General features: G+C 71.6%; 23 protein-coding genes. 18 read left to right on the top strand and 5 right to left on the bottom strand.

The annotated features are described in order from the left end of the window. The 3 genes from NON00_RS20340 to NON00_RS20350 form a co-directional block, all read right to left on the bottom strand. On the bottom strand, positions 1-348 hold a 348-nt coding region (locus NON00_RS20340; protein WP_256024551.1), incomplete at its 3' end, for a DUF6468 domain-containing protein. Beyond that, positions 345-1736 carry a flagellar motor switch protein FliM gene (gene fliM / locus NON00_RS20345; protein WP_256024552.1) on the bottom strand — a complete coding sequence of 464 codons (1392 nt, stop codon included), beginning with the start codon at positions 1734-1736 and terminating at the stop codon, positions 345-347. The genes NON00_RS20340 and fliM, both read right to left, overlap by 4 nt. Further along, positions 1733-2179 carry a flagellar basal body-associated FliL family protein gene (locus NON00_RS20350; protein ID WP_256024553.1) on the bottom strand — a complete coding sequence of 149 codons (447 nt, stop codon included), beginning with the start codon at positions 2177-2179 and terminating at the stop codon, positions 1733-1735. Before NON00_RS20350 ends, fliM begins: the two co-directional genes overlap by 4 nt. A gap of 300 nt (positions 2180-2479) precedes the next feature. Here NON00_RS20350 and flgF point away from each other — a divergent pair, with 300 nt between their 5' ends. The 12 genes from flgF to NON00_RS20410 all read left to right on the top strand — a co-directional run bounded on the left by flgF (position 2480) and on the right by NON00_RS20410 (position 13609). Continuing rightward, complete coding sequence (gene flgF, locus NON00_RS20355; RefSeq protein ID WP_256024554.1) at positions 2480-3226, top strand: flagellar basal-body rod protein FlgF; 747 nt, start codon at positions 2480-2482, stop codon at positions 3224-3226. Between the two features lie 41 nt (positions 3227-3267). Then, positions 3268-4056, top strand: a complete 789-nt coding sequence (gene flgG / locus NON00_RS20360) for a flagellar basal-body rod protein FlgG (RefSeq protein ID WP_256024555.1) — start codon at positions 3268-3270, stop codon at positions 4054-4056. Positions 4057-4059: 3 nt separating this feature from the next. After that, positions 4060-5130 carry a flagellar basal body P-ring formation chaperone FlgA gene (gene flgA, locus NON00_RS20365; protein ID WP_256024556.1) on the top strand — a complete coding sequence of 357 codons (1071 nt, stop codon included), beginning with the start codon at positions 4060-4062 and terminating at the stop codon, positions 5128-5130. Between the two features lie 31 nt (positions 5131-5161). Then, positions 5162-5902 (top strand): flagellar basal body L-ring protein FlgH, encoded by a 741-nt coding sequence (gene flgH, locus NON00_RS20370; protein WP_256024557.1) that lies wholly within the window; start codon positions 5162-5164, stop codon positions 5900-5902. Positions 5903-5922: 20 nt separating this feature from the next. Continuing rightward, a complete protein-coding gene (locus tag NON00_RS20375) occupies positions 5923-7047 on the top strand; it encodes a flagellar basal body P-ring protein FlgI (protein WP_370688747.1) in 1125 nt (374 codons plus the stop codon). Continuing rightward, positions 7047-7367 (top strand): rod-binding protein, encoded by a 321-nt coding sequence (locus NON00_RS20380; protein WP_256024558.1) that lies wholly within the window; start codon positions 7047-7049, stop codon positions 7365-7367. Before NON00_RS20375 ends, NON00_RS20380 begins: the two co-directional genes overlap by 1 nt. Then, the gene (locus NON00_RS20385; RefSeq protein WP_256024559.1) at positions 7364-7774 is read left to right on the top strand and encodes a hypothetical protein; all 411 of its coding nucleotides are present in this window, start codon (positions 7364-7366) and stop codon (positions 7772-7774) included. Before NON00_RS20380 ends, NON00_RS20385 begins: the two co-directional genes overlap by 4 nt. A 279-nt stretch (positions 7775-8053) precedes the next feature. Continuing rightward, on the top strand, positions 8054-8341 hold the full coding sequence (locus tag NON00_RS20390; RefSeq protein ID WP_256024560.1) for a flagellar biosynthetic protein FliO: 288 nt from the start codon (positions 8054-8056) through the stop codon (positions 8339-8341). Next, positions 8338-9084 carry a flagellar type III secretion system pore protein FliP gene (gene fliP / locus NON00_RS20395; RefSeq protein ID WP_256024561.1) on the top strand — a complete coding sequence of 249 codons (747 nt, stop codon included), beginning with the start codon at positions 8338-8340 and terminating at the stop codon, positions 9082-9084. Before NON00_RS20390 ends, fliP begins: the two co-directional genes overlap by 4 nt. A gap of 166 nt (positions 9085-9250) precedes the next feature. After that, entirely contained in the window at positions 9251-11008 is a 1758-nt protein-coding gene (locus NON00_RS20400; RefSeq protein WP_256024562.1) for an EAL domain-containing protein, read from the top strand. 24 nt (positions 11009-11032) lie between these two features. Then, the gene (flgK, locus tag NON00_RS20405) at positions 11033-12538 is read left to right on the top strand and encodes a flagellar hook-associated protein FlgK (RefSeq protein ID WP_256024563.1); all 1506 of its coding nucleotides are present in this window, start codon (positions 11033-11035) and stop codon (positions 12536-12538) included. Positions 12539-12550: 12 nt separating this feature from the next. Beyond that, entirely contained in the window at positions 12551-13609 is a 1059-nt protein-coding gene (locus NON00_RS20410; protein WP_256024564.1) for a flagellin, read from the top strand. 64 nt (positions 13610-13673) lie between these two features. Here the strand turns inward: NON00_RS20410 and NON00_RS20415 are convergent, their stop codons facing one another. Then, entirely contained in the window at positions 13674-14363 is a 690-nt protein-coding gene (locus NON00_RS20415; protein ID WP_256024565.1) for a lytic transglycosylase domain-containing protein, read from the bottom strand. A 327-nt stretch (positions 14364-14690) separates the two neighbouring features. Between NON00_RS20415 and NON00_RS20420 the strand changes: the two genes are divergently transcribed. The 4 genes from NON00_RS20420 (at position 14691) to motA (ending at position 18004) form a co-directional block, all read left to right on the top strand. Next, positions 14691-15125: a flagellar assembly protein FliX gene (locus NON00_RS20420; protein ID WP_256024566.1), complete on the top strand. Its 435-nt coding sequence runs from the start codon at positions 14691-14693 to the stop codon at positions 15123-15125. Between the two features lie 194 nt (positions 15126-15319). Then, entirely contained in the window at positions 15320-16105 is a 786-nt protein-coding gene (locus tag NON00_RS20425) for a response regulator transcription factor (protein WP_256024567.1), read from the top strand. Between the two features lie 37 nt (positions 16106-16142). Beyond that, a complete protein-coding gene (locus NON00_RS24950) occupies positions 16143-17144 on the top strand; it encodes a flagellar motor protein MotB (protein WP_256024568.1) in 1002 nt (333 codons plus the stop codon). Then, positions 17141-18004, top strand: coding sequence for a flagellar motor stator protein MotA (gene motA / locus NON00_RS20435; protein WP_256024569.1), 864 nt, complete (start codon positions 17141-17143; stop codon positions 18002-18004). Before NON00_RS24950 ends, motA begins: the two co-directional genes overlap by 4 nt. 155 nt (positions 18005-18159) lie before the next feature. On the opposite strand, the gene NON00_RS20440 is transcribed toward motA, so the two are convergent. Then, the gene (locus NON00_RS20440; protein ID WP_256024570.1) at positions 18160-19395 is read right to left on the bottom strand and encodes a flagellar hook protein FlgE; all 1236 of its coding nucleotides are present in this window, start codon (positions 19393-19395) and stop codon (positions 18160-18162) included. A gap of 246 nt (positions 19396-19641) precedes the next feature. On the opposite strand from NON00_RS20440, the gene NON00_RS20445 reads away from it, so the two are divergent. Both NON00_RS20445 and NON00_RS20450 read left to right on the top strand, forming a co-directional pair. Further along, on the top strand, positions 19642-20745 hold the full coding sequence (locus tag NON00_RS20445) for a flagellar hook-length control protein FliK (RefSeq protein ID WP_256024571.1): 1104 nt from the start codon (positions 19642-19644) through the stop codon (positions 20743-20745). A 30-nt stretch (positions 20746-20775) separates the two neighbouring features. Next, a complete protein-coding gene (locus NON00_RS20450) occupies positions 20776-21456 on the top strand; it encodes a flagellar hook assembly protein FlgD (protein ID WP_256024573.1) in 681 nt (226 codons plus the stop codon). The last annotated feature ends 258 nt before the right edge of the window (positions 21457-21714 follow it).

Raw genomic sequence — 21714 nt, forward strand, 5'->3', positions numbered from 1 at the left:
GCGCGGCCCGCCCTCGGCCGAGGGGCGCGCCGCGCGCACCCCGGCATCCAGCCGGTCCGCCAGCCCCTCGGCGCGGTCGGAGAGATAGCGCAGATCCTCCCGCAGGGCATTGGCGGCCGAGACCTGCTCGGCCACGCCGCGGCCCGCGCCCTCGGCGGCGGCGCGCAGCCGGGCGATGGCCGCCTCCGCCTCGCGCGTCGCATCGGTGAAGCCCTGCACCGTGGCGGCCAGGGCGGCGCGGTCCTTGCGCAGCGCCGTCAGCGCCCGCTCCAGCCGCAGCGCCACCGGCAGCGCCACCAGCAGCGCCAGCACCAGCGCCGCCTGCAACCCCCATTCCAGCACGCTCATGCCAGGCCCTCCGCCACGTCCGGCAACTCGCGCCCGCGCTCGCGCTCGCCATGGCGCGGCAGGGCGCGGTCGATGCGCACGGCCAGCCTTCCCTTGCGCGCGCCCACCTGCCCCTCGAAGAGCGAGGTGTCGCCGCAGCGCAGCCGCACCGGCGCGCCAGGGCCGACGCCCAGCGTGATCAGATCCCCCACCTGCAGCCGCACCACGTCGGAGAGGCGCATGGTCTGCTCGTCCAGCACGACGTCGAGCGCCACCTCGGTCTGGCGCAGCTCCTCGGCCAGGTGGGTCTCCCAGATGCTGTCGCGGCCGAACTTCTCGCCCATGAACTGCTGCAGCAGCAGCTCGCGCACCGGCTCCAGCGTGGCATAGGGCAGCAGCAGCTGGAGCTGGCCGCCGCGGCTTTCCATATCCACCCGCAGCCGCGCCAGCACGGCGGCGTTGGAGGGGCGGGAGATGGCGGCGAAGCGCGGGTTCACCTCCAGCCGCTCGAAGCGGAAATCCACCTCGGCCAGCGGGCCGAAGGCCTCGGAGAGGTCGGCCAGCACCACTTCCGTCAGCCGCTCGATCAGGCCGCGCTCGATGGTGGTGTAGGGCCGGCCCTCGATGCGCATGGCGGTGGTGCCGCGCCGCCCGCCCAGCAGCACATCGACCACCGAGTAGATCAGCGCGGAATCGACGACGACGAGGCCGTAATTGTCCCACTGCTCCGCCTTGAAGACGACGAGCATGGCGGGCAGCGGGATGGTGTTCAGGTAGTCGCCGAAGCGCAGGCTGGTGATGCCCTCGATCGACACCTCCACATTGTCGGAGGTGAAGTTGCGCAGGCTGGTGGACATGATGCGCACGAGACGGTCGAAGACGATCTCGAGCATCGGCAGGCGCTCGTAGGAGACGAGGCCGCGGGCGATCACCTTCTCGATGCCCGTGGCGTTCTCGTCATCCTCGGCGGCGCTGACGCCGAAGCCCAGCAGGCTGTCGATCTCCGCCTGGCTCAGCACGCGGGCGGGCTCGGGCGCGATGGGCGGCGGCGCGGCGGCGGGGGCCACGGCGGCGGCCAGCGCCTCCCCCCAGCCATCATCGGCCGCCGCCACGCCGGAGCCCGCCTCGGGTCCGGAGGCGGCGCGGGCGCGGGCATCGGCGCCGGCCTCGGCCAGGGCCTCGCCCCAGCCATCATCTCCCTCTCCCTCTCCCTCCCCGGCGGGCGGCGCGGCAGGCTGGGGCCGGGTGGCCTCCCCAGACGCCTCAGCCAGGGCGGCGCCCCAGCCATCGTCTTCCTCCCCGGCGGGCGGCGCGGTGGCGGCGAGGGCGGCGCGGCGCGCGGCCTCCGCCGCCTCGGCCGACAATTCGGGGACGACGGCGTCCTCCTCCTCCGGGGCGGCGCCGCTCATTGCACCACCACCTCGACGAACAGGATATCGGTGATGGCGCCGGGGCGGACGGCGATATTGGCGCGCGCCACCATCTCCTCGCGCAGGCGGTGCGTGCCGGCGCTGCCGCGCAGCTCCTCCGGCCGGGTCTCGCGCAGATAGGTGGTGAAGAGGTCGAGCAGGCGCGGCATCGCCGCCTCCGCCGCCCGGGCATCCTCCGGCAGGGCGACTTCCAGGCGGCTGCGCAGCTTGACGAAGGTCTGCCGCCGCGCGGCGGTGTTCAGGTTGGTGACGATCTCCGGCACATCGACGAAGAGCGGCGCGCGCGGCGGCGCGCCCTCGGCCGTGGCGGCGGCCTCGCCCGGCGCCGGCAGGCCCGGAATCGGCAGGAGCCCGGCATACCAGGCGCCCCCCGCGCCGCCGAGCAGCAGCACCAGCGCGCCGAGGCCACCGAACAGCAGCATCTTGCCGCGCCTGCCCCTGGAAGCTGTTTTTGCCGGGGCGGGCCCACCCCCTGCGCCGTCGCTCATGCCGGCCACTCCATCCTGGAATGGGCCGGGAGTAAGGCCGGTCTGTTAACCACACCTTGACCGGCAAATTTTGCCGTATGTCTCCGGTAATATTTGCCCTCTCCCAGCCCCGCCCCCGCCCCGCCCGGCAGAAGCGCCCCGCCCGGCACCGGGCGACCCCGCCAGAAAGCGGGAAAAAGCTGGCACGGCGCTTGCGATCCCCCTCCCCGCCGGATCAACAGGAGCAGCGCCACCATGGACATGCCGGGCTATGTCGTGCTCTCGCGCCTCGCCGCCCAGCAGCGGGCGACGGATGCGATGGCGGCCAACATCGCCAATGCCGATACCCCCGGCTACAAGGCCACGGAGCTGCTCTTCGGCCAGTTCCTGGAGAAGCAGTCCCAGGTGGCGGCGCCGCGCGGCGGGCGCGAGGTCGCCTTCGCCCAGGACCGCGCCACCTGGCGCGACTTCACCGCCGGCAGCCTCCAGGCCACCGGCAACCCGCTCGACATCGCCATCTCCGGCCCCGGCTTCTTCGCCGTGCGGACGGAGAATGGCGAGCGCTACACCCGCGCCGGGCGCTTCGCCCTCTCCCCCGATTCCGAGGTGGTGGACATCGCCGGCAACCCGGTGCTGACCGAGGATGGCGCGCCGCTCGCCATCCCCCCCGGCGCCAGCCGCATCGAGATCGCCGGTGATGGCGCGGTGCGCACCGAGCAGGGGCCGGTGGGGCGGCTGCGCCTCGTCACCTTCGCCGACCCGCAGAAGCTCACCGCCGAGGGCAGCCGCCTCTACGCCAGCCCGGACGACATGCCGGCCGAGCCGGTGGAGCGCCCCGCCATGGTGCAGGGCTCGGTCGAGGGCAGCAATGTCCAGCCCATCATCGAGCTGACGCGCCTGACCGCCGGCCTGCGCGAATTCCAGTTCGCCAGCCAGTTCCTCGAGACCGAGGGCGACCGGGTGAAGGACGCGGTGGGCCGCATCCTCAAGCGCCCTTCCTGAAAACGCCGCGCCTGACCGCCGCACGCCGGAGAGACTGAACCATGCGCAGCCTGAGCATCGCCGGCACCGGCATGATGGCCCAGCAGACCAATGTCGAGGTCATCTCGAACAACATCGCCAATATGAGCACGACGGCCTACAAGCGCCGCCGCGCCGAGTTCCAGGACCTGATCTACGAGAACATGCGCCGCACCGGCTCGCAGAGCTCGGACCAGGGCACCATCCTGCCCTCCGGCGCGCAGCTCGGCCTCGGCGTGCGCACGGCGGCGATCTACCGCATCAGCGCCCAGGGCGACCTGTCGCAGACGGAGAACACCTTCGACCTCGCCATCCGCGGCAATGGCTATTTCCCGGTCCAGCTGCCCTCGGGCGAGACCGGCTATACCCGCGCCGGCACCTTCGGCCTGAGCGACACCGGCATGATGGTCACCGCCGATGGCTACCAGGTGGGCGCGGGCATCACCATCCCGACCGGCGCCACGGATGTCACCATCAACGCCACCGGCGAGGTGCTGGTGAAGATCGCCGGGCAGACGGCGCTGCAGAATGTCGGCCAGCTCCAGCTCGCCGTCTTCGCCAACGAGGCGGGGCTGGAGGCGATCGGCGACAACAACTTCCTCGCCACCCCGGCCTCGGGCAACGCGCAGCTCGGCAATCCCGGCGCGGTGGGCTACGGCCAGGTGCTGCAGGGCTATGTCGAGACCTCCAACGTCAACGTGGTGCAGGAGATCACCGCGCTGATCACCGCCCAGCGCGCCTATGAGATGAACAGCAAGGTCATCTCGACCAGCGACCAGATGCTCTCCACCCTCTCCAACCTGCGGAGCTGAGGCATGCGCGGCCGGGCCCTCCCGCTGATCGCCACCGCGCGGCTCGCCCCCCAGGCCGCCCCCCAGGCTGCCCATCGGGCCGCCCCCCAGGCCGCCCATCGGGCCGCGCTGCTCGCCGCCCTGCTCTCCGCCCTGCTTGTCCCTGGGCCGGGCATGGCGCAGGGCCTCGTCCTGCCGCGCCCGCAGGCGGTGGTGGAGGGTGGCACGGTGACGCTCGGCGATCTCTTCGACAATGCCGGGCGGGAGGCCGCGCGCGTGCTCGGCCCCGCCCCGCCGCCGGGCCGCCGCTTCGTGGTGGAGGCGCCGCAGCTCGCCATCATCGCCCGCGACAACGGCCTGCCCTGGCGCCCCCAGGCGGGGGATGAGCGCGTGGTGGTGGAACGCCCGGGCCGCCCCCTCGCGCGCGAGGAGGTGGAGGCCGTGCTGCGCGCCGAGCTGATCCTGCTTGGCGCCGACCCCTCGCTGGACCTGGAGCTGATGGGCTTCCAGCCGCCGCTCGTCCCCGCCGGCCCCGAGCCGCGCCTGGCGCTGGAGGGCACCGAGTATGACGGCGCCACCCGCCGCTTCGCCGCCACCCTGGTGGTGCTGGCCGATGGCATGGCGACGCTGCGCCTGCGCCTCGCCGGGCGCAGCGTGGCGATGCGCGAGGTGGTGGTGGCCACCCGCACCCTGCGCGCGGGCGAGGTGCTCTCCCCCCGCGACATCCGCGCCGACCGCCTGCCGGCCGAGCGCGTCCGCCCCGGCATGGCGGAGCGGCTGGAGACGGCGCTGGGCCGCCGGCTGGAACGGCCGCTGAGCGCCGGCCAGCCGGTGCCGCTGGCCGACCTCGCCGTGGCGCAGACCATCCGGCGCGACAGCGTGGTGGCGCTGATCCATGAATCGCCCGGCCTCAGCCTCACCACCCGCGGCCGCGCGCTGGAGGATGGCCCGATGGGCGGCACCATCACCGTGCTGAACCTCTCGAATGGCAGCCTGCTGCTGGGCGAGGTGCTGGGCGCCGACCGGGTGCGCGCCCTCGGCCCCGCGCCCGCCGCCGCCCTGCCGCCGGGCGCCGCCCGGCTGGCCCAACGCTGAGGCGCCCACGCTGATGCCAGGAAGACCCCGCATGACCACGCCCCGCGCCCCGCGACTCCTCCCCCTGCTGCCCGTCCTTCTCCTGGCCCTGGCCGGCTGCGACAACATGCAGCGCCTGAGCGAGATCGGCAGCGCGCCGCGCCTCGCCCCCATCGAGAACCCGGCCGAGGCCGCCGGGCTGCAGCGCATGGTCTCCATGCCGATGCCGCCGCCGCAGCAGCCCCTGCCCGAGACCAACAGCCTGTGGCGCCCGGGCAGCCGCACCTTCCTGCGCGACCAGCGCGCGGCCCAGGTGGGGGACCTCGTGACCGTGCTGGTCGAGATCGCCGACCGCGCGGCCCTCGAAAACACCACCGAGCGCAGCCGCACCAACAGCGAGGATATGGGCATCACCCGCCTGCTCGGCATGGCGGCGCGGCTGCCGGGCGGCGCCGGCAACCTGCTGGAGACCACCAGCAACAGCGCCGTCGAAGGCACGGGCAGCATCAACCGCACCGAGACGGTGACGCTGCGCGTCGCCGCCACCGTGGTTCAGCTCCTGCCCAACGGCAACCTGGTGGTGGCCGGGCGGCAGCAGGTGCGCGTCAACCACGAGCTGCGCGAATTGCAGGTGAGCGGCATCATCCGCAGCCAGGACATCGCCAGCGACAACACCGTGCGCCACGACCGGCTGGCGGAGGCGCGCATCGCCTATGGCGGGCGCGGCGTCATCTCCGATGTGCAGCAGCCGCGCTACGGCCAGCAGTTCCTCGACATCGTCCTGCCCTTCTGAGCGTGAAAGGCCCCCTCCCCGTGCGGCGCATCCGGCTCCTCCTGCTGCTCCTGCTCCCGGCGCTGACGCTGCTGGCCGCGCCTCTCGCCGCGCAAGGGGGCGGGGGTGGCGTGCGCATCAAGGACATCGCCGATATCGAGGGGGTGCGGGAGAACCAGCTCGTCGGCTATGGCCTCGTCGTCGGGCTGAACGGCACGGGGGACCGGCTGCGCAACGCCGTCTTCACCCGGCAGTCGCTGATCGGCGTGCTGGAGCGGCTCGGCGTCAACACGCGCGACCAGGAATCGCGGCTCGATACCCGCAACGTCGCCGCCGTCATGGTCACCGCCAACCTGCCGGCCTTCGCCCGCAACGGCAACAAGGTGGATGTCACCGTCTCGGCGCTGGGCGATGCCACCAACCTCACCGGCGGCACGCTGGTGGTGACGCCGCTGCACGGCGCGGATGGCGAGGTCTATGCCGTGGCCCAGGGCGCCATCGCCACCGGCGCCATCGCCGCGCGCGGCGCCGCCGCCTCCGTCACGCGCGGGGTGCCGACCTCGGGCCGCATCCCCAATGGCGCCATCGTCGAGCGCGAGGTGCCCTTCGCCTTCGGCAACAAGCCGACGCTGCGCCTCGCGCTCCGCAACCCGGACCTGACGACGGCGCGCCGCATCGCCGCCGCCGTCAACCGCATGGCCGGCGCCGGCGCGGCCCAGGCGAGCGACCCGCGCACCGTCACCGTCTCCCTCATCGGGCGGGACCCGGTGGGCTTCGCCACGGAGATCGAGCAGCTGCGCGTCGAGCCCGACCAGGCGGCGCGGGTGGTGATCGAGGAGGCCTCGGGCACCATCGTCATGGGCTCGAATGTGCGGATCAGCACGGTGGCCATCGCCCAGGGCAACCTGACCATCCGCGTCACCGAGGCGCCGCAGGTGGTGCAGCCCAATGCCCTGGCCGGCGGGCAGACCGCCGTGGTGCCGCGCACCGGCATCGAGGTGGACGACCAGTCCGAGCGGCGACTCGGCATCCTCCAGGGCGGCGTCTCGCTCCAGGACCTCGTGCGCGGGCTGAACAATCTGGGCGTCGGGCCGCGCGACATGATCGCCATCCTGCAGACCATCAAGGCCGCCGGCGCCCTGCAGGCGCAGCTGGAGATCCGCTGATGGGCCCGCTCCTCGCCGCCCAGGCCCTGCCCGCCACCGCCGCGCCCCCGGCGGCGCCACACGGCCAGTCCCTCCCCGCCATGCGCAGGGCGGCGGAGGCCTTCGAGGCGCAGATGCTGGGCGCCATGCTGCAACCCATCTTCGCCACCCTGCCGACGGACGGGCTGTTCGGCGGCGGCGCGGCGGAGGAACAATGGCGGCCGATGCTGGTCGAGCAGTACGGCAACAGCTTGACGAAATCCGGCGGTGTGGGCATCGCAGGCGCCGTGCTGCAGGAAATGCTGCGCCTGCAGGCCCGCGCCGGAGGAGAGAGCCCATGAGTGTCGCCGAGGAACTGGAGCGCGTCACCCTGGCGCTGAGCGCGGTGATCGTGGCGGAGACGCGGGCGCTGAAGGCGCGCGACCTGGTGGGTGCCGCGGCGCTCGGCCCGGCCAAGACCGCGGCGCTGGATGCCTTCGTCGCCGCCCGCGCCCGCATGACGCCGGAAGAGGCGGCGGCCGGCGGCGGCCACCTCGCCCATCTGGTGGACCGGCTGCGCGAGGAGGTGGAGGCCAACCGCGCCGCGCTGGAGGAAGGGCTGGCGCTCCAGGCCCGGGTGATCGAGACCATCGCCGGCGCGGCGGCGGAGCCGGCCTTGGCCACCCCCGGCTATCGCCCGCCCGGCGCGGGGCGCGGCAAGGCGGAACGGCTGGGCGCGGCGCCGCTGGCGGTGTCCGTGACGGCTTGATCGATTTTTTAAAGAAATTTTCTTTTTCTAAAGAAAAAGAAACAAAAAGACTTTTTCAGGCTGCCGCCGTCTCCCGGCACAGCGGGGCGCTAACTGGAAAAAGTTTTTTGGTTCTTTTTTCCAAAAAAAGAACATTTCTTTCTATTATGAATCATTTCCTCCAGTCCGTTAACAACCGGTAAACGCCCCCCTGCTTCCCTGCCGCCGCCGGACCCTGGCGGCAGAACGCCGCCCGCCCGGCCATGCCATGCTGGTCGAGGCAGGAGGCCGCCGCCGCTGATGACGTTCCAATGGGCGCTGACCGCCCTGGCCGCCCTGGCCGCGGTGCTCGGCCTCGTGGTCCTGGCCGCCCAGGCGGCGCGCCGGCTGGGCCTCGCCCCACAGGCCAGCGGGCCGCTGCTCGGCCGGGGGAACGCGCCGCGCCGCCTCGCCCTGGTCGAGACCCTGCCCGTCGATGGCCGCCGCCGCCTGCTGCTGCTGCGCTGTGATGGCGAGGAGTTCCTGCTGCTCACCGGCGGGCCGCAGGATCTCCTGCTGCCGCCACCCGGCCGGGGCCTGCCGCGATGAGGGCGCGCCACCTGCTGCTGCCCGCCCTGGCCCTGCTGCTGCTCGCCCTGCCCGGCGATGGGCTGGCGCAGAGCGTCAGCCTCGACATGGGCACCACCGAGGCCGGGGCGACGACGCGCCTCGTGCAGCTGACCGCGCTGGTCGGGCTGCTGTCACTGGCGCCCTCGCTGCTGGTGATGGCCACGGCCTTCGCGCGCATCAGCATCGTGCTCTCGCTGCTGCGCAGCGCCATCGGCGCGGCGGGCGTGCCGCCCAACCCGGTGCTGGTGGGGCTGGCGCTCTTCCTCACCTTCTTCGTCATGCAGCCGGTGCTGGAACAGTCCTGGAGCCAGGGCCTGCAACCCATGGCCGAGGGGCGGCTGGAGGAGATGGAGGGGCTGCGCGCCGCCGCCGAGCCCTTCCGCGCCTTCATGCTGGCCAATGCGCGCGACTCCGACATCACGCTCTTCCTCGACCTCGGCAATGTGCCGCCGCCGGCGGAGCCGGCCGCCACCCCCTGGCGCGTGCTGGTGCCCGCCTTCCTGGTGGGCGAGCTGCGCCGCGCCTTCGAGATCGGCTTCCTGGTCTTCCTGCCTTTCCTCGTCATCGACCTCGTGGTGGCCAGCGTGCTGATGGGCCTTGGCATGATGATGCTGCCGCCCAGCACCGTCTCCCTGCCCTTCAAGCTGATTTTCTTCGTCCTGGTCGATGGCTGGCGCCTGGTCGCGGGCAGCCTGGTGCAGGGCTTCGCGGGGGGCGGGTAGTGACGCGGTCGTTTCGTTTACCGCCCATTAACAAACTGGCGATGAACCCCGGCGCAGGCTGCAGGCTGGCTTTGCTACACTGGACCCCTGGCATGCTGCCCGCGCCCTCGACCCGGACCGTGCCTTCGCACCACCGCCCCCTGCCGGCGGGGGGCCGCGCACGCTGATGCAGACCGCCGAGCGCGCCGCCTCGCCGAATGACCGCTACAAGGCCTTCGCCTTCGCCGCCGCCGACCTGCTGGCGGAGACGGATGCCTCGGGCCGCACGCTGTTCCTGGCCGGCACCTTCCTGCGCAAGATCGGCCCGGTGGCGGAGACGGTTCTGGGCGCGCCGCTGCGCAGCCTGATCCGCGCCGAGGACCGCGCCATTTTCGACACCGCCCTGGCCCGCCTGCTGGCCGAGGGCCGCCTGCCGCCGACGCCGCTGCACCTTGATGCGCGGCCGCCCTTCCCCTGCGCGCTGACGGGGGTTCTGCACCGCGACGGCCTGCCCCTCTCCCCCCGCGCGGCGAGCGACCCGGCGACGCGGCTGGCCCTCTGCTTCGCCGCCCTGCCGCCGGAGCGCGGCCGCCGCCGCCGCGGCGGGGGCCGCACCACCGATGCGACGCGCCTGGCGCGCGAGGCGGAGGCGCTGCTGCTCGGCCTTGGCGAGGGCGGGGCGGAGCGTGGCCCGCCGCCCGTGCTGTCCCTGGTCGAACTGAACACGGCCGAGGGCGGCCTCTCCCCGCGCCCCACCCTCGCGCGCGATGTCGCGGCGCTGCTGGCCGAGCATGTGGGGCCGCAGGGCAGCGCGGCGGAGCTGGCGCCGGGGCGCTTCGGCATGGTCCACCCGGCGGGCGAGCCGCCGCCCAGCCTTGGCTCGGTGGTGGAGCAGCTGCAGGCCGTGCTGGCCAGCGCCGGCCTGCAGGACACCGCCATCTCCACCCGCGAACTGACGCTGGAGCCGCATGGCGGGCCGGGCATGAACGGGGCGCCGGGCATGAGCGGGCCGCAGGCGGTGCGGGCGCTGCGCCTCGCCCTCGGCACCTTCGCGCAGGGTGGCACGGCGGCGCTGGCGCGCACCGGCTTTGACGAGGGGCTGCATGGCTTCGTCGCCGCCGTCGGCCCGCGCGCGGCGGCGCTGGCGCGCGCCATCGCCGAGCGGCGCTTCTCCCTGGCCTTCCAGCCGATTGTCGAACTGGCGCAGCCGGGCCACCCGCCTTCCCATTACGAGGCGCTGCTGCGGCCGCAGACGACGGATGGGCTGCCCGCGCTCAGCCCGCAGGCCTTCGTCAACCTCGCGGAGATGGTGGGCCTCGCCTCCGAGCTGGACATCGCGGTGGCGGAGGAGAGCCTGTCGGCGCTGCACCGCGCCGGGCAGGAGGTGCGGATCGCCTGCAACGTCTCCGGCCTGTCGCTGCAGGACCCGGCCTTCCGCCAGCGCCTGGCCCTGCTGCTGGAGCAGCACCCGCCGGAGCTGCGCACCCGCCTGCTGGTGGAGGTGACGGAGACGGCAGAGATCGAGAACGAGGCGGAGGCCGTGGCCTGCCGCGAGACGCTGCGCCAGCATGGCAGCGCCGTCTGCATCGATGATTTCGGCGCCGGCGCCGCGGGGCTGAGCTATCTGCGCCTGCTGCGCCCCGATCTCGTGAAGCTCGATGGCCGCTTCATGGAGTCCTGCGCCGGCGGCCAGCGCGGCGAGAGCTACAATTTCGCCGCCGCCCTGGTGGAGCTGGCGCGGGCCACCGGCGCCGCCGTGGTGGTCGAGCGCATCGAGACGGAGGCGGATGCGGACACCGCCCGCTCCTTCGGCGCGCGCTATGGCCAGGGCTGGCTCTTCGGCAAGCCGGGGGCGCTGCCGGGCAGCCTGCCGCGCGCCTTCGGGGCCACGGCGCGGCGGGCCGGGCTGGCGCGGACGGCGCCGGACGCATTCGCAACTGGTTAACAAAGTTTGAACAAGCTGGCAGGCATGAGCCTTACCAGCGCGCTCCTCACCGCGACCAGCGGCCTGCGGCTGACCACCAAGCAGCTGACGCAGACCTCGCAGAACATCGCGAATGCGGATGTCGCCGGCTACACGCGCAAGACGGTCAGCGGCTCGACGCTGACGACCGGCGGCGTGAAGGCGGAGGCGGCGCAGCGCACGGTGGATGCGGCGCTGCGCAACCAGGCGCTGGCGGCGCGCAGCGCGGATTCGGCGGCGACGCTGCGCAACGACACGCTCTCCGCCCTCTCCGGCCTGCAGGGCGACACGACGGACAGCACCAGCACCTCGGCGCTGATCTCGGCGCTGAACGACGCCTTCACGGAACTGGCCGCCAGCCCCTCCGATTCCTCGCTGCAGAGCGCGGTGGTGGATGCGGCCTCGGATGTGGCGAGCAACCTCAACGCGGTGAGCGACGCCATCACCACCGCGCGCCAGTCGGTGCAGGACGGGCTGGTCTCGGATGTCGATGCGGCGAATGCGCTGGTCAGCACGATCGGCGATTATGACCAGCAGATCCGCGCCGCCACCGCCGCCGGCCAGTCCACCGCCGACCTGAAGGACAAGCGCGACGCGGCGATCGCCGAACTGTCCGACTATGTCGCCGTCAAATCCACCGAGGGCAGCGATGGCGGGGTGACGCTGACGCTGGGCGATGGCTCGGTGCTGCCGCTGGATGCCGAGGATGGCCCCTTCGGCCTCGACAGCGCCACCATCACCCCCTCCTCCTATTCCGGCGAGCCGGATGGCACGCTGCCGGGGCTGACGCTGAACGGGCAGAGCATCGATGGCGGCAGCCTGGGCGGCAGCATCGGCGAGGGTTTCACCCTGCGCGACGAGACGCTGCCCACCATGCAGGCGGAGCTCGACGAGGTGGCCTCCACCCTGGCCGAGCGGCTGGATGCGCAGGGCTTGCGGCTGTTCACCGATTCCGATGGCAGCGCGCCGCCCGACACCAGCACGAGCGAGGGGGCGGCGCAGGCGGTGGGCTTCGCCAGCCGCATCACCGTCAACAGCGCGGTCGAGGAGTCGCCGCGCCTGGTGCGCGATGGCACGCATGCGGTGGATGGCTTCACGCCCAATACCGAGGATGGCCCCTCCGGCTTCACCACGCTGCTGAACAATGTCACCAGCTACAGCTTCGGCACGACCTCCTCGGACGGCACGGCCTATGCCTCGGTGCGCACCACCGGGCTGGGGCCCGGGGGTAACCTGACCTCCTCCGCCACCTCGGGCAACAAGAGCATCACCGACTATGCCACCGCCGTGGTCAGCCGGCAGTCCAGCGTGGCGGCGGCGGCGGAGAGCGCGGCGGACACGGCGGGCACCCAGCGCGACTACCTGGACGGGCTGGTGAGCGACAGCGAGGGCGTGGACACGGATACCGAGCTGGCGAACATGGTGACGCTGCAGAATGCCTATGCTGCCAATGCCCAGGTGATGTCAGCGGTGCAGAGCATGTGGGACGCGCTGCTGGACGCGGTGCGGTAAGGAGCGGGCGCCATGACCATCCGCGGCAGCTATGCGGCTTCCCTCGCCTCCATCAGCAAGCTGCAGGAGCGCTACAACGAGCTGACGCGGCAGCAGGCGAGCGGCACGCGCGCCACAACCTATGCCGGGCTGGGCGGGGATGCGACGCGCGCCATCACGCTGGGCAACAAGCTGGCGGCGAGCCAGCAGGCCGCCTCCACCACCACCCGCGCCGCCGCGCGCGTCGATTACTCGCTGACGGTGATGGACCGGCTGAGCAGCATCGCCAGCGACATGGCCGACAGCGCGGCCTCGCTGAACGGCACCACCGACAGCCTCGATTCCGTGCGCAGCAACGCGCAGGCGGCGCTGAAGGAGGTCCTGGGCCTGCTCGGCGAAACCTATGACGGCGAATACATCTTCGGCGGCAGCGATCTCTCGAACAGCCCCGTGGTGGCGGCCGACGACATCGAAAGCACCGGGCTCTACACCCAGATCGGCGACCTGCTGGGCACGCTGGACGCGGACAATGCGGAGGATGTGTTCTCCTCCATCCTCTCCGTGGCGTCGAGCAACGAGGATGGGGTTTCCCCCTTCTCCAGCTATGCCAATGCGGCGGCGGAGGGTGAGGTGGAGGATTCCCGCCGCAGCGTCTCCACCGGCACGGGCGGCAGCGTGGAGGTGGGGCTTTATGCCAACCGCAATGCCGGGGTGGGCGAGACGGGCACGGGCACCGGTTCCTGGGCGCGCGACCTGATCGCGGGGCTCACCGTGCTGGCCAATCTGACGGATGAGCAGGCCAGCCAGGACGGTTATTCGACGATCGTGGAGAAGACCGTCTCGCTGCTGCGGGGCGCCAATAGCGGCGCGAATGACGAGATCGCCGTTCTGGGCACGACGCAGAACAAGCTGACCGATGCGGCTTCCTGGCAGGAGGAGGTGGCGACGCAGCTGGAGGAGCAGCTGGGCGATGTGACCAGTGTGGACCTCGCCACGGCCTCGGTGCAGCTGTCCCAGGTGAACCTGCAATTGCAGGCCAGCTATCAGGCGCTGGCGAAGCTGGGTGAGGTCTCGCTGGTCAACTACCTCTGATTTTCTGAGAAAAAGTTTTTGGTTCTTTTTTCCAAAAAGAACCCTTTTTCCTTTTCCCTCCCCCTCAAAACAGCCGCCGCACTCCCCCTGGCGCCGGGACATTCTCCGCCACCAGCGGCCGGGCGCCGCGCCCGGCGAGGGGGATGGGCGCGCTGCGGTAGGCATCGAGCCCGCGCCCGACATTGCCCGGCGCGGCGGTGCGGATCTGGGCGCGTTCCGCCCCGTTGGAGAGGAACCCCCCGCCCGGCCGGGCTGTGACGGGCAGGCCGGGGGCGGAGGCCGCCGCCAGGGCCGTGGCGGTTGGCGGGGCCTGCCGGCGCTCGATCTCCCAGGCGGCCTGGACGCGGGCCAGGTAGGCCTCGGCATATTCGGGCGTCTGGGAGTGGTAGGCGGCGGCGGCGCGGGCCCAGTCCTGGCGGGAGGCGTAGAGTTCCGTGAGGAAGCGGGCGGCGTAGCGGATATTCGCCAGCGGGTCGAAGGCGGTTTCCAGGTTGGGGAAAGCCTCCGGGTGGTGGCGCAGGTTGATCTGCATGCAGCCCACGTCGATGGAGCGCAGGCCGCCGGCCTGCAGATCCCGCACGGCGGCAATTGCTGCCGCCTTGCTGGGGTAGATGCTGCCGCGCCCTTCGGCGTTGATGGTCCAGGGATAGGGCTCGATGCGGCCGGTGGTGTCGTCGCGGCGGCCGGATTCCACGCGGCCGATGGCGGCGAGCAGGGCGGGCGGCAGGTTGAATTCGCGCTCCACCACAGCCATGGCGGCGCGGCATGGGCCGGGCGGGGCGGGTTGTCCCGGCGGCTGGAACTGGGGTTGCAACTGGGGTTGCAACTGGGGTTGCGATTGGGGCTGGAGCGGGGCCTGGGCCAGGGCGTGGCCTGGGGCGAGACCGGAGGCCGCGCCGGTGGCCAGAAGCAGACTGAGAAGGCAGCGGAGAGGGGCGCGCATGGCGGCCTTCTCGCAACCATCATGCCAGGAAGTTTCTCAACCCCAAGTTGTTTTCTTTCCCTGGGCAGATTGGCATTCACACTTCAGCAACGCTTGCCTCCTAGGAGGGCGCATCGACAGGGAGAGGTCACCCCCATCATGCGCGCTGTCCCGCTGCCCGCCGGTTCCGCCCTGGCCCAGGCCGCGCCGCGCAGCACGGCGGGGGCGGCACAACCGGGAGTACAGCAGGCCTTTTCCGCCGCCCTGGCCGGGGCCCAGGGCCCGGCGGCCCAGGCGGCGCCGCTCTCCGGCGCCTCGGCGCTGCTGCTGGCGGAATCGGCCGCGCTGTCCGGCGGCCTGCCGCAGGGCCGCGAACGGATGCGGAGCATCGCCACCAAGGGCCTGGAGATGCTGGGAAATATCCAGCTTGCCTGGCTGGGGGGCGAAGCCGTCGGGAGCGCCAGCCTGGAGGCCATGGCCGAATCGGCCGAGTCCGCCGCAGCCGGCGAGGAGGGTCCGCTCGCCGAACTGTGCCAGAGCGTCGCGCTGCGGCTGCGCGTGGAGTTGGCCAAGCGCGAACCCCCTGCCACATGATCCCAAACGGGACTTTCCACCAAAAGTAGAATATTTGTGGCTTCAGCGCCGCAGTCAGCGAAAACGGGCCTATTTTTCAGGCCGCGTTCCGCCAGAGTACAACTTTGCCTTGCACATCACGGAGGCGAGAGTTACCTCAGGATTTGTTACGAGCCTTTCTGCTCTGATCCCGGCGAAAATCGCAAGGACGTGGCATGCATATCCTTCTCGCCTCTACCCTGGGAAGAAACCCGGAGTTGCACCGCAGCCTGAGCCAGGACGGGCATGGCTGCGACCTGGCGGAACCGTTTTCCGAGACGGCCTCGATCGCCCAGCACAGCGGCCCCTATGACGTCGTCGTGCTCGATGTGACCGAGGCGCGCCTGCAGGCCTTCGCCACCTTGCGCGAAATCCGCCGCCGTGGCCTGCGCATGCCGGTGGTCATCATCACCAACCCGATTTCCGTCGAGGACGAGCAGACCGCGCTGAACATCGGCGCCGATGACGTGCTGGTGCGCCCGGTGCGCGCGCCGGTGCTGATCGCGCGGATGCAGGCGATCCTGCGGCGCGGCCTCGGCCATGCCTCCTCGCAGCTGACCTGCGGCAATGTCGTGCTCGACCAGGCGCGGCGCACCGTCACCGTCGATGGCCGCCATGTGCGCATCACCTGCCGCGAATTCGACGTGCTGGAAATGCTCATGCTGCGCCGTGGCGTGCTGCTGACGAAAGAGCAGTTCATGAGCCGCGCCTATGGCGTGGAGGACGGGCCGGATCAGCGCATCCTCGACGTCTTCGTCTGCAAGCTGCGGCGCAAGCTGGCGGCGGCGGGCTCGGCGGAGATCGTGCGCACCATCTGGGGCCGCGGCTATGTGCTGGAGGACCCGAGCCCGGCCGAGGTCGCCGCCGCGCGGGCGCGCTTCAAGGCCGGCCAGCCGCGCATGCGCCGCGCCCATCTGTCGGTCGAGATGAACAGCAACACCGGCATGGCCGTCGCCGTCTGACACCCATCCGCGCCCCGGCGCGGCGAGGAGAGGCAGGGTGGCAAAACGCGACCGCAACGGCCCCACCATCGTCATCGTCCGCCGCGAGGAGGGCGATGGCGAGGGTGGCCACCATGGAGGCGCCTGGAAGATCGCCTATGCCGACTTCGTGACGGCGATGATGGCCTTCTTCCTGCTCATGTGGCTGATCAACGCCACCACCGAGGCGCAGCGTGTCGGCCTCGCGGATTACTTCGCCCCCACCAATGTGCTGAGCCGCGGCCCCTCCGGCGCGGGCGAGCCCTTCGGCGGGCGCACCATCAACAGCGCGAATGTGCTGGCGGGGGAGACGCCGCCGAGCCTCGGCACGCGGCCCGTCGCCTCCCTCCCCGGCGCGCAGGACGAGCCGGAGGAGGAAGAGGAACAGCCCCGCCCGCCGCGCCGCTTCGCCAGCCGGGGCGAGGCCCTGCCGGCCGCGGCGCAGGAGGCCGCCCCGCCGCGCGGCCCGGCGCAGGAGGAGGCGGGCGCCAGCGCCGGGCGCGAGGATGCCGCCGCCCAGGCCGCGCGCGCGGCACTCGCCGCCGCCGCCGAGGAAATCCGCCAGGCGGTGCAGTCCGACCCCGCCCTGGCCGAGCTGGCACGCCAGCTCATCATCGAGCAGGTGCGCGAGGGGCTGCGCATCCAGCTGGTCGATGCCGAGGGACAGCCGGTCTTCGCCACCGGCCAGGCGGCGCCGAACCAGCGCGGCCGCGCCCTGCTGCTGCGCGTCGCGGCGGTGCTGGCGAAGCTGCCGAACGGCCTCGACCTCGCCGGGCACACCGATGCCGCGCCCTTCCGGGGCGGTGGCGACCGCTCCAACTGGGAATTGTCCTCCGAGCGCGCCAGCGCCGCGCGGCGCGTGCTGCTGGAGGCCGGCATCGCCGAGGACCGGCTGCGCGCCGTGGCCGGCCGCGCCGATCGCGAATTGCTGACGCCAGAGCGGCCGCTGGATGCGGCCAACCGCCGCGTCTCCATCCTGGTGCTGATCCCCGGCGGGGCGGCGGGGAGTGCGACGCCATGATCCTGCTGGCCGGCTTCGGCGTGCTGCTGGTGTGCGTCTTTGGCGGCTATCTCGCCGCCGGCGGGCATATGGGGCCGATCCTGCATTCGCTCCCCTTCGAGATGATCATCATCGGCGGCGCCGCCGTCGGCAGCTTCCTGATGGCCAATTCGATGGCGGCGGTGAAGCACACGCTGGGCGCGCTGAAGAAGGTGATGAAGGGCGCCCGCTACACGCGGCAGGACTATATGGATCTCTGTGCCCTGCTCTACCGCCTGCTGCGCGTGGCGCAGATGAAGGGCGCGGTGGGGCTGGAGCCGCATATCGAGCGGCCGCAGGAGAGCGAGATCTTCGCCCTCTTCCCGCGCATCCTGGCGGACCACCACGCGCAGACGATCATCTGCGACTATCTGCGCATGATCGGCATGAATGCCGACGACCCGCACCAGATCGAAGACGTGATGCTGCGCGAGCTGAAGAAGATCCGCGAGGAGGAGCTGCACGCCGCGCATGCGTTGCAGACCATGGCGGATGCGCTGCCGGCGCTGGGCATCGTCGCCGCCGTGCTCGGCGTGATCAAGACGATGGGCAGCATCGACCAGCCGCCCGCCGTGCTGGGCGCGATGATCGGCGGCGCGCTGGTGGGGACATTCCTCGGCGTGCTGCTGGCCTATGGGCTGGTGGGGCCGATGGCGACCCGGCTGCGCGCCATCGTCGACGAGGAGGCGAAGTTCCTGGAAGTGGTGCGCGCCGTGCTGATCGCGCATCTGCACGGGAATGCGCCGACCGTGGCGGTGGAAATCGGCCGCAAGGCGGTGCCCTCGGACCTGATGCCGAGCTTCCAGACGCTGGAGACGGCCTTGCAGGAACAGCGGGGGTAATTTTTTTCGTTTCAGACCATCACGTTCTTTTTTGAAAAAAAGAACCAAAAAACTTTTTTCAGTTAGCGTCCCGCATCAGGCCTGAGGCGGGACGCCAAACTGGAAAGGTCTTTTTGCTTCTTTTTCTTCAGAAAAAGAAGATTTCTTTCAATAACTTAACGCAGAATATCGATGGTGTCGCTCAGCATGTCGCTGACGGTGCTGAGGACGCGGGTGTTCGCGGTATAGGCCCGCTGGGCGATGATCATCTTCGAGAATTCGTCGGTGATATCGACATTCGACGCCTCGACCGCCGAGGTGACGAGGGTGCCCGCCCCCAGTTCTCCGGCCTCGGAGACAGTGGGCGTGCCGGAGGCGAGGGTCTGGGTATAGGCCTGCCCATCCTCCGCCTGAAGCCCATCGGCATTGGGGAAGGTGACAATGGGAACCTGCGCGATGGTCTTCGTCTTGCCGTTGTCATAGCTGACGATGACGCTGCCATCATCACCGATGCTCACGCCCGAATAGGCGCCAGCCGCATTGCCATCGGTGGTGATGCTGGAGACGGAGTAGGTGTCGCTGGCCGAGGATTGCGTCACACCGGAGGACTCAAGATAGCTACCCAGATCAATGGTATAGGTACCAAGAGTGGCTGTCGCGTCATTCCCCTTCGTGCCGGTGGTCGTGTTGATTTTTGAAATCGTGCCATTACCATCGAAGGTGACGGTTGCTTCAGACGTGGTTCCGGAGCCGTCGTCGAGCGCCAGCGTCCACTGATTGGCCGTGCTCGTCTTCGTCCAGGTCAGCGTCACAGCCTCGGTGTTGCCATCGGCATCATAGACCTGCACCTGGGAGCTATAAGCGTCGCCCACGCTGGCCGTTCCCGGCACACTCGCCGAGAGGTCGATCGTGCTCGTCGCCGTCGCTGCGTAGGCCCCCTTGTCCACGGTGATGATGTCAAGCTCCGTCTGATCGATGGTGCCATCATCCTTCGCGCTCCACCCTTCCAGCGCGTAGCCGCTGCTGTTGACCAGATGGTTCTCCGCATCGAGGGAGAAGTCACCGGCACGGGTGTAGTACTGCGTGGCCGAATAGGTGGTCTTGCCGTTGGCATCCGTGCCCGAGGGGCTGGAGACGGCGAAGAGGCCATCTCCGGAGATCGCCAGGGAGAGGGCGTTGTCCACCTGGGAGATGTCGCCGCCGAGGGACACCGTCTGGCTGGTCGAGGCGCTGACGGTGCTGGAGCCGTTCAGCTTGGTCGAGGCCTGGCTCAGCTGCTCGGAGAAGGTGGTCTCGACGCGCTTGTAGCCGGTGCTGCTGCTGTTGGCGACGTTGTTCGAGATGTTGGTGATGGATTGCGTCTGGGCGCCCATGCCCGACGTCGCGGAGTAGAGTGAGCCTAGCAGGGACATGCTGGGGGGTCCTCGATACGGGGGCTGCTCCCGGGCCGGCGCCGCGGGAAACGTGACGCGAGGGAAACAGCAAGGCCCATGCCATGCCCGGGCGGCGGAAAACGCCGCGCCCGGCGGGGCGGGCGGGGGCGGGGGCGGCAAATCCTGCCGGGGAGCGGGCGAAAAACGCCGCCCCGCGCGGCCCGGCGGCCCTGTCCGGGCTGGCCCGGCGCTTGCTGCGGCGGGGGCATCGCAGATGGCCGCCGCATGATCCCCTCGCTGACCCCGCCCCGCGCCGCCCCGGACCCCGCCTCGCCCGCCGCCCCGGCGCGGGAGGCGGAGGCGGCCTTCACGCGCCTGCTGGCGGAGCGTGAGGCGGCCGAGGGTGCGGCGGCCGGGGATTCCCCGCCGCAGGGCGGGCATGGCCGCCACGCCGCCCGCGCCGAGGCCGCCGAGGCCGGCACGGAAGAAGACCACGACACCCCGGAGGCGGCGCGGGCCATGGAGGCCACGGGCAACCCGGCGGCGCTGGCGCTGCTGGGCGGGGTGATGGTGGTGCCGCTGGTGGTGGTGGCCCCGCCCACGCCGCCGCAGGCGGGGAGCAGCATGGCCGGGAGCAGCGTGGTGGGGGGCAGCGCGGCGGCGGCGGCCGCGCCTGACACCGCGCGGGACGCGGCCCCGGAGAAGGCGGCCATGCCGGGGGCGGAGGCGGGGATGAAGGCGGGGGCGGAGGGCGCGCTGCCGGATGCTTCCCTGCCGCCCCCGCCCTCCTCCGCCGGGGCGGGCGGCCCGGGCGCCCCGGCCGGGGATGCGGGGCCGGGCCTCCCCTCCCCCGTCCCGGCGGCGGCGGCCAGCCCCGCCGCGCCCGCCGCCTCTGCCCCGGCGTCCTCCCCCACCTCTCAGGCACCCGCCACCCTGGCCTATGCCAGCCCCACCAGCCTCCCTTCCGGGCCGGTGCAGCAGGTGGGGCATGCGGTGCTCGGCCTCAGCCTGCGCGGCGGGGGCGAGGGCGGGCCCAGCCGCATCAGCGTCGCCCTGCGGCCCGAGGCGCTGGGCCGCGTCGAGATCAGCGTGGAACAGGCGGCGGATGGCCCGGCCGCGGTGCGCGTCCTGGCCGAGCGGCAGGACACGCTGCTGCTCCTGCTGCGCGACAGTGGCGCCATCACGGCGGTGCTGGCACAGGCCGGGCTGGGCGCCGGGCACAGCCTGAGCTTCGGCCTGGCCCAGGATGGGCAGCAGGGCAGCGGGCAGCAGGGGCTGGCGGGCGGCGATGGCGCCGAGGCCGACACCGCGGCACCGCCGGAGGAAGCCGCCCGCCCCCGCGCCCCGCCCCCGCGCCGCCGCAGCGGCCTGCTTGACCTCGCCCTCTGACCTCCCCCCTCCCCCCGCAGGACAGCCCCCATGGCCAGCACCACCATCACCAGCGCCACCACGAGCAGCAGCAGCACCTCCTCCAGCAGTTCCTCGAAGACGCAGCTCAGTTCCGACCTGAACAGCTTCCTCACCCTGCTGACGACGCAGCTGCAGAACCAGGACCCGCTGAACCCGACGGATTCCACCGAGTTCACCTCACAGCTCGCGCAGTTCTCCCAGGTGGAGCAGCAGATCGCGACGAATGAGCATCTGGAATCCCTGCTCTCGCTGCAGCAATCCTCCTCCATGCTCTCCGCCACCGGCCTGGTGGGCGACACGGTGGCCGCGACCTCCAGCAGCATCGTGCTGGAGGATGGCAGCACGCAGAGCATCAACCTGCCCTCCACCAGCGATGCGGGCGGGGCGCAGAGCGTCGTCATCACCCTCACCAACAGCAGCGGCACGGTGGTGCGGAGCGAGACGGTCAGCCTCTCCGGCGATGCGACGAGCTGGAGCTGGGATGGCAAGAACAGCAGCGGCAAGAGCGCCTCGGATGGCAGCTACACCGTCTCCATCACCGGCTATGACAGCGCGGGCACCAGCACGGGGGATGTGGATTTCACCGTCTCCGGCAAGGTCACCAGCGTCACCCGCGACAGCGATGGCAATCCGGTGGTGCATATCGGCGGCCTGACGGTCGATCTCAGCGCGGTGCAGAGCATGAGCTGAGCGCCCGCGCCGCCTCCCCCGCCCCACCCTTCCCGGCCCTGTCCTTTCCGGCCTGTCCTTCCCGGCCTGCCGGGAAGAATTGGTTAATACTTGGTCAACGCCCGCGCGCGAGACATGGCGCGGCGCGGCAGGAGGCCGTGCGCGGAGGCGGGCACGGTGGATGCGGCGACTCAGCCCCCCAGGACGGGGAAGGAAGCGGCGGGCGGCAAGGCCGCGGCGGCCGGCGCGGCGCGCGCCGGTGCGGCCGGCGGCCTCGGC

This window comes from Roseomonas sp. GC11, assembly GCF_024437745.1.
Lineage (GTDB): Bacteria > Pseudomonadota > Alphaproteobacteria > Acetobacterales > Acetobacteraceae > Pseudoroseomonas.

Coding starts and splice junctions, on each gene's coding strand:
- NON00_RS20420 (WP_256024566.1), top strand. CDS start 14,691: ATGCGCGCTGTCCCGCTGCCCGCCGGTTCCGCCCTGGCCCAGGCCGCG.
- fliM (WP_256024552.1), bottom strand. CDS start 1,736: ATGAGCGGCGCCGCCCCGGAGGAGGAGGACGCCGTCGTCCCCGAATTG.
- flgK (WP_256024563.1), top strand. CDS start 11,033: ATGAGCCTTACCAGCGCGCTCCTCACCGCGACCAGCGGCCTGCGGCTG.
- NON00_RS20410 (WP_256024564.1), top strand. CDS start 12,551: ATGACCATCCGCGGCAGCTATGCGGCTTCCCTCGCCTCCATCAGCAAG.
- NON00_RS20450 (WP_256024573.1), top strand. CDS start 20,776: ATGGCCAGCACCACCATCACCAGCGCCACCACGAGCAGCAGCAGCACC.
- NON00_RS20445 (WP_256024571.1), top strand. CDS start 19,642: ATGATCCCCTCGCTGACCCCGCCCCGCGCCGCCCCGGACCCCGCCTCG.
- NON00_RS20440 (WP_256024570.1), bottom strand. CDS start 19,395: ATGTCCCTGCTAGGCTCACTCTACTCCGCGACGTCGGGCATGGGCGCC.
- NON00_RS20390 (WP_256024560.1), top strand. CDS start 8,054: ATGACGTTCCAATGGGCGCTGACCGCCCTGGCCGCCCTGGCCGCGGTG.
- fliP (WP_256024561.1), top strand. CDS start 8,338: ATGAGGGCGCGCCACCTGCTGCTGCCCGCCCTGGCCCTGCTGCTGCTC.
- NON00_RS20400 (WP_256024562.1), top strand. CDS start 9,251: ATGCAGACCGCCGAGCGCGCCGCCTCGCCGAATGACCGCTACAAGGCC.
- flgF (WP_256024554.1), top strand. CDS start 2,480: ATGGACATGCCGGGCTATGTCGTGCTCTCGCGCCTCGCCGCCCAGCAG.
- flgA (WP_256024556.1), top strand. CDS start 4,060: ATGCGCGGCCGGGCCCTCCCGCTGATCGCCACCGCGCGGCTCGCCCCC.
- flgG (WP_256024555.1), top strand. CDS start 3,268: ATGCGCAGCCTGAGCATCGCCGGCACCGGCATGATGGCCCAGCAGACC.
- flgH (WP_256024557.1), top strand. CDS start 5,162: ATGACCACGCCCCGCGCCCCGCGACTCCTCCCCCTGCTGCCCGTCCTT.
- NON00_RS20425 (WP_256024567.1), top strand. CDS start 15,320: ATGCATATCCTTCTCGCCTCTACCCTGGGAAGAAACCCGGAGTTGCAC.
- NON00_RS20385 (WP_256024559.1), top strand. CDS start 7,364: ATGAGTGTCGCCGAGGAACTGGAGCGCGTCACCCTGGCGCTGAGCGCG.
- NON00_RS20380 (WP_256024558.1), top strand. CDS start 7,047: ATGGGCCCGCTCCTCGCCGCCCAGGCCCTGCCCGCCACCGCCGCGCCC.
- NON00_RS20415 (WP_256024565.1), bottom strand. CDS start 14,363: ATGGCTGTGGTGGAGCGCGAATTCAACCTGCCGCCCGCCCTGCTCGCC.
- NON00_RS20350 (WP_256024553.1), bottom strand. CDS start 2,179: ATGCTGCTGTTCGGTGGCCTCGGCGCGCTGGTGCTGCTGCTCGGCGGC.
- motA (WP_256024569.1), top strand. CDS start 17,141: ATGATCCTGCTGGCCGGCTTCGGCGTGCTGCTGGTGTGCGTCTTTGGC.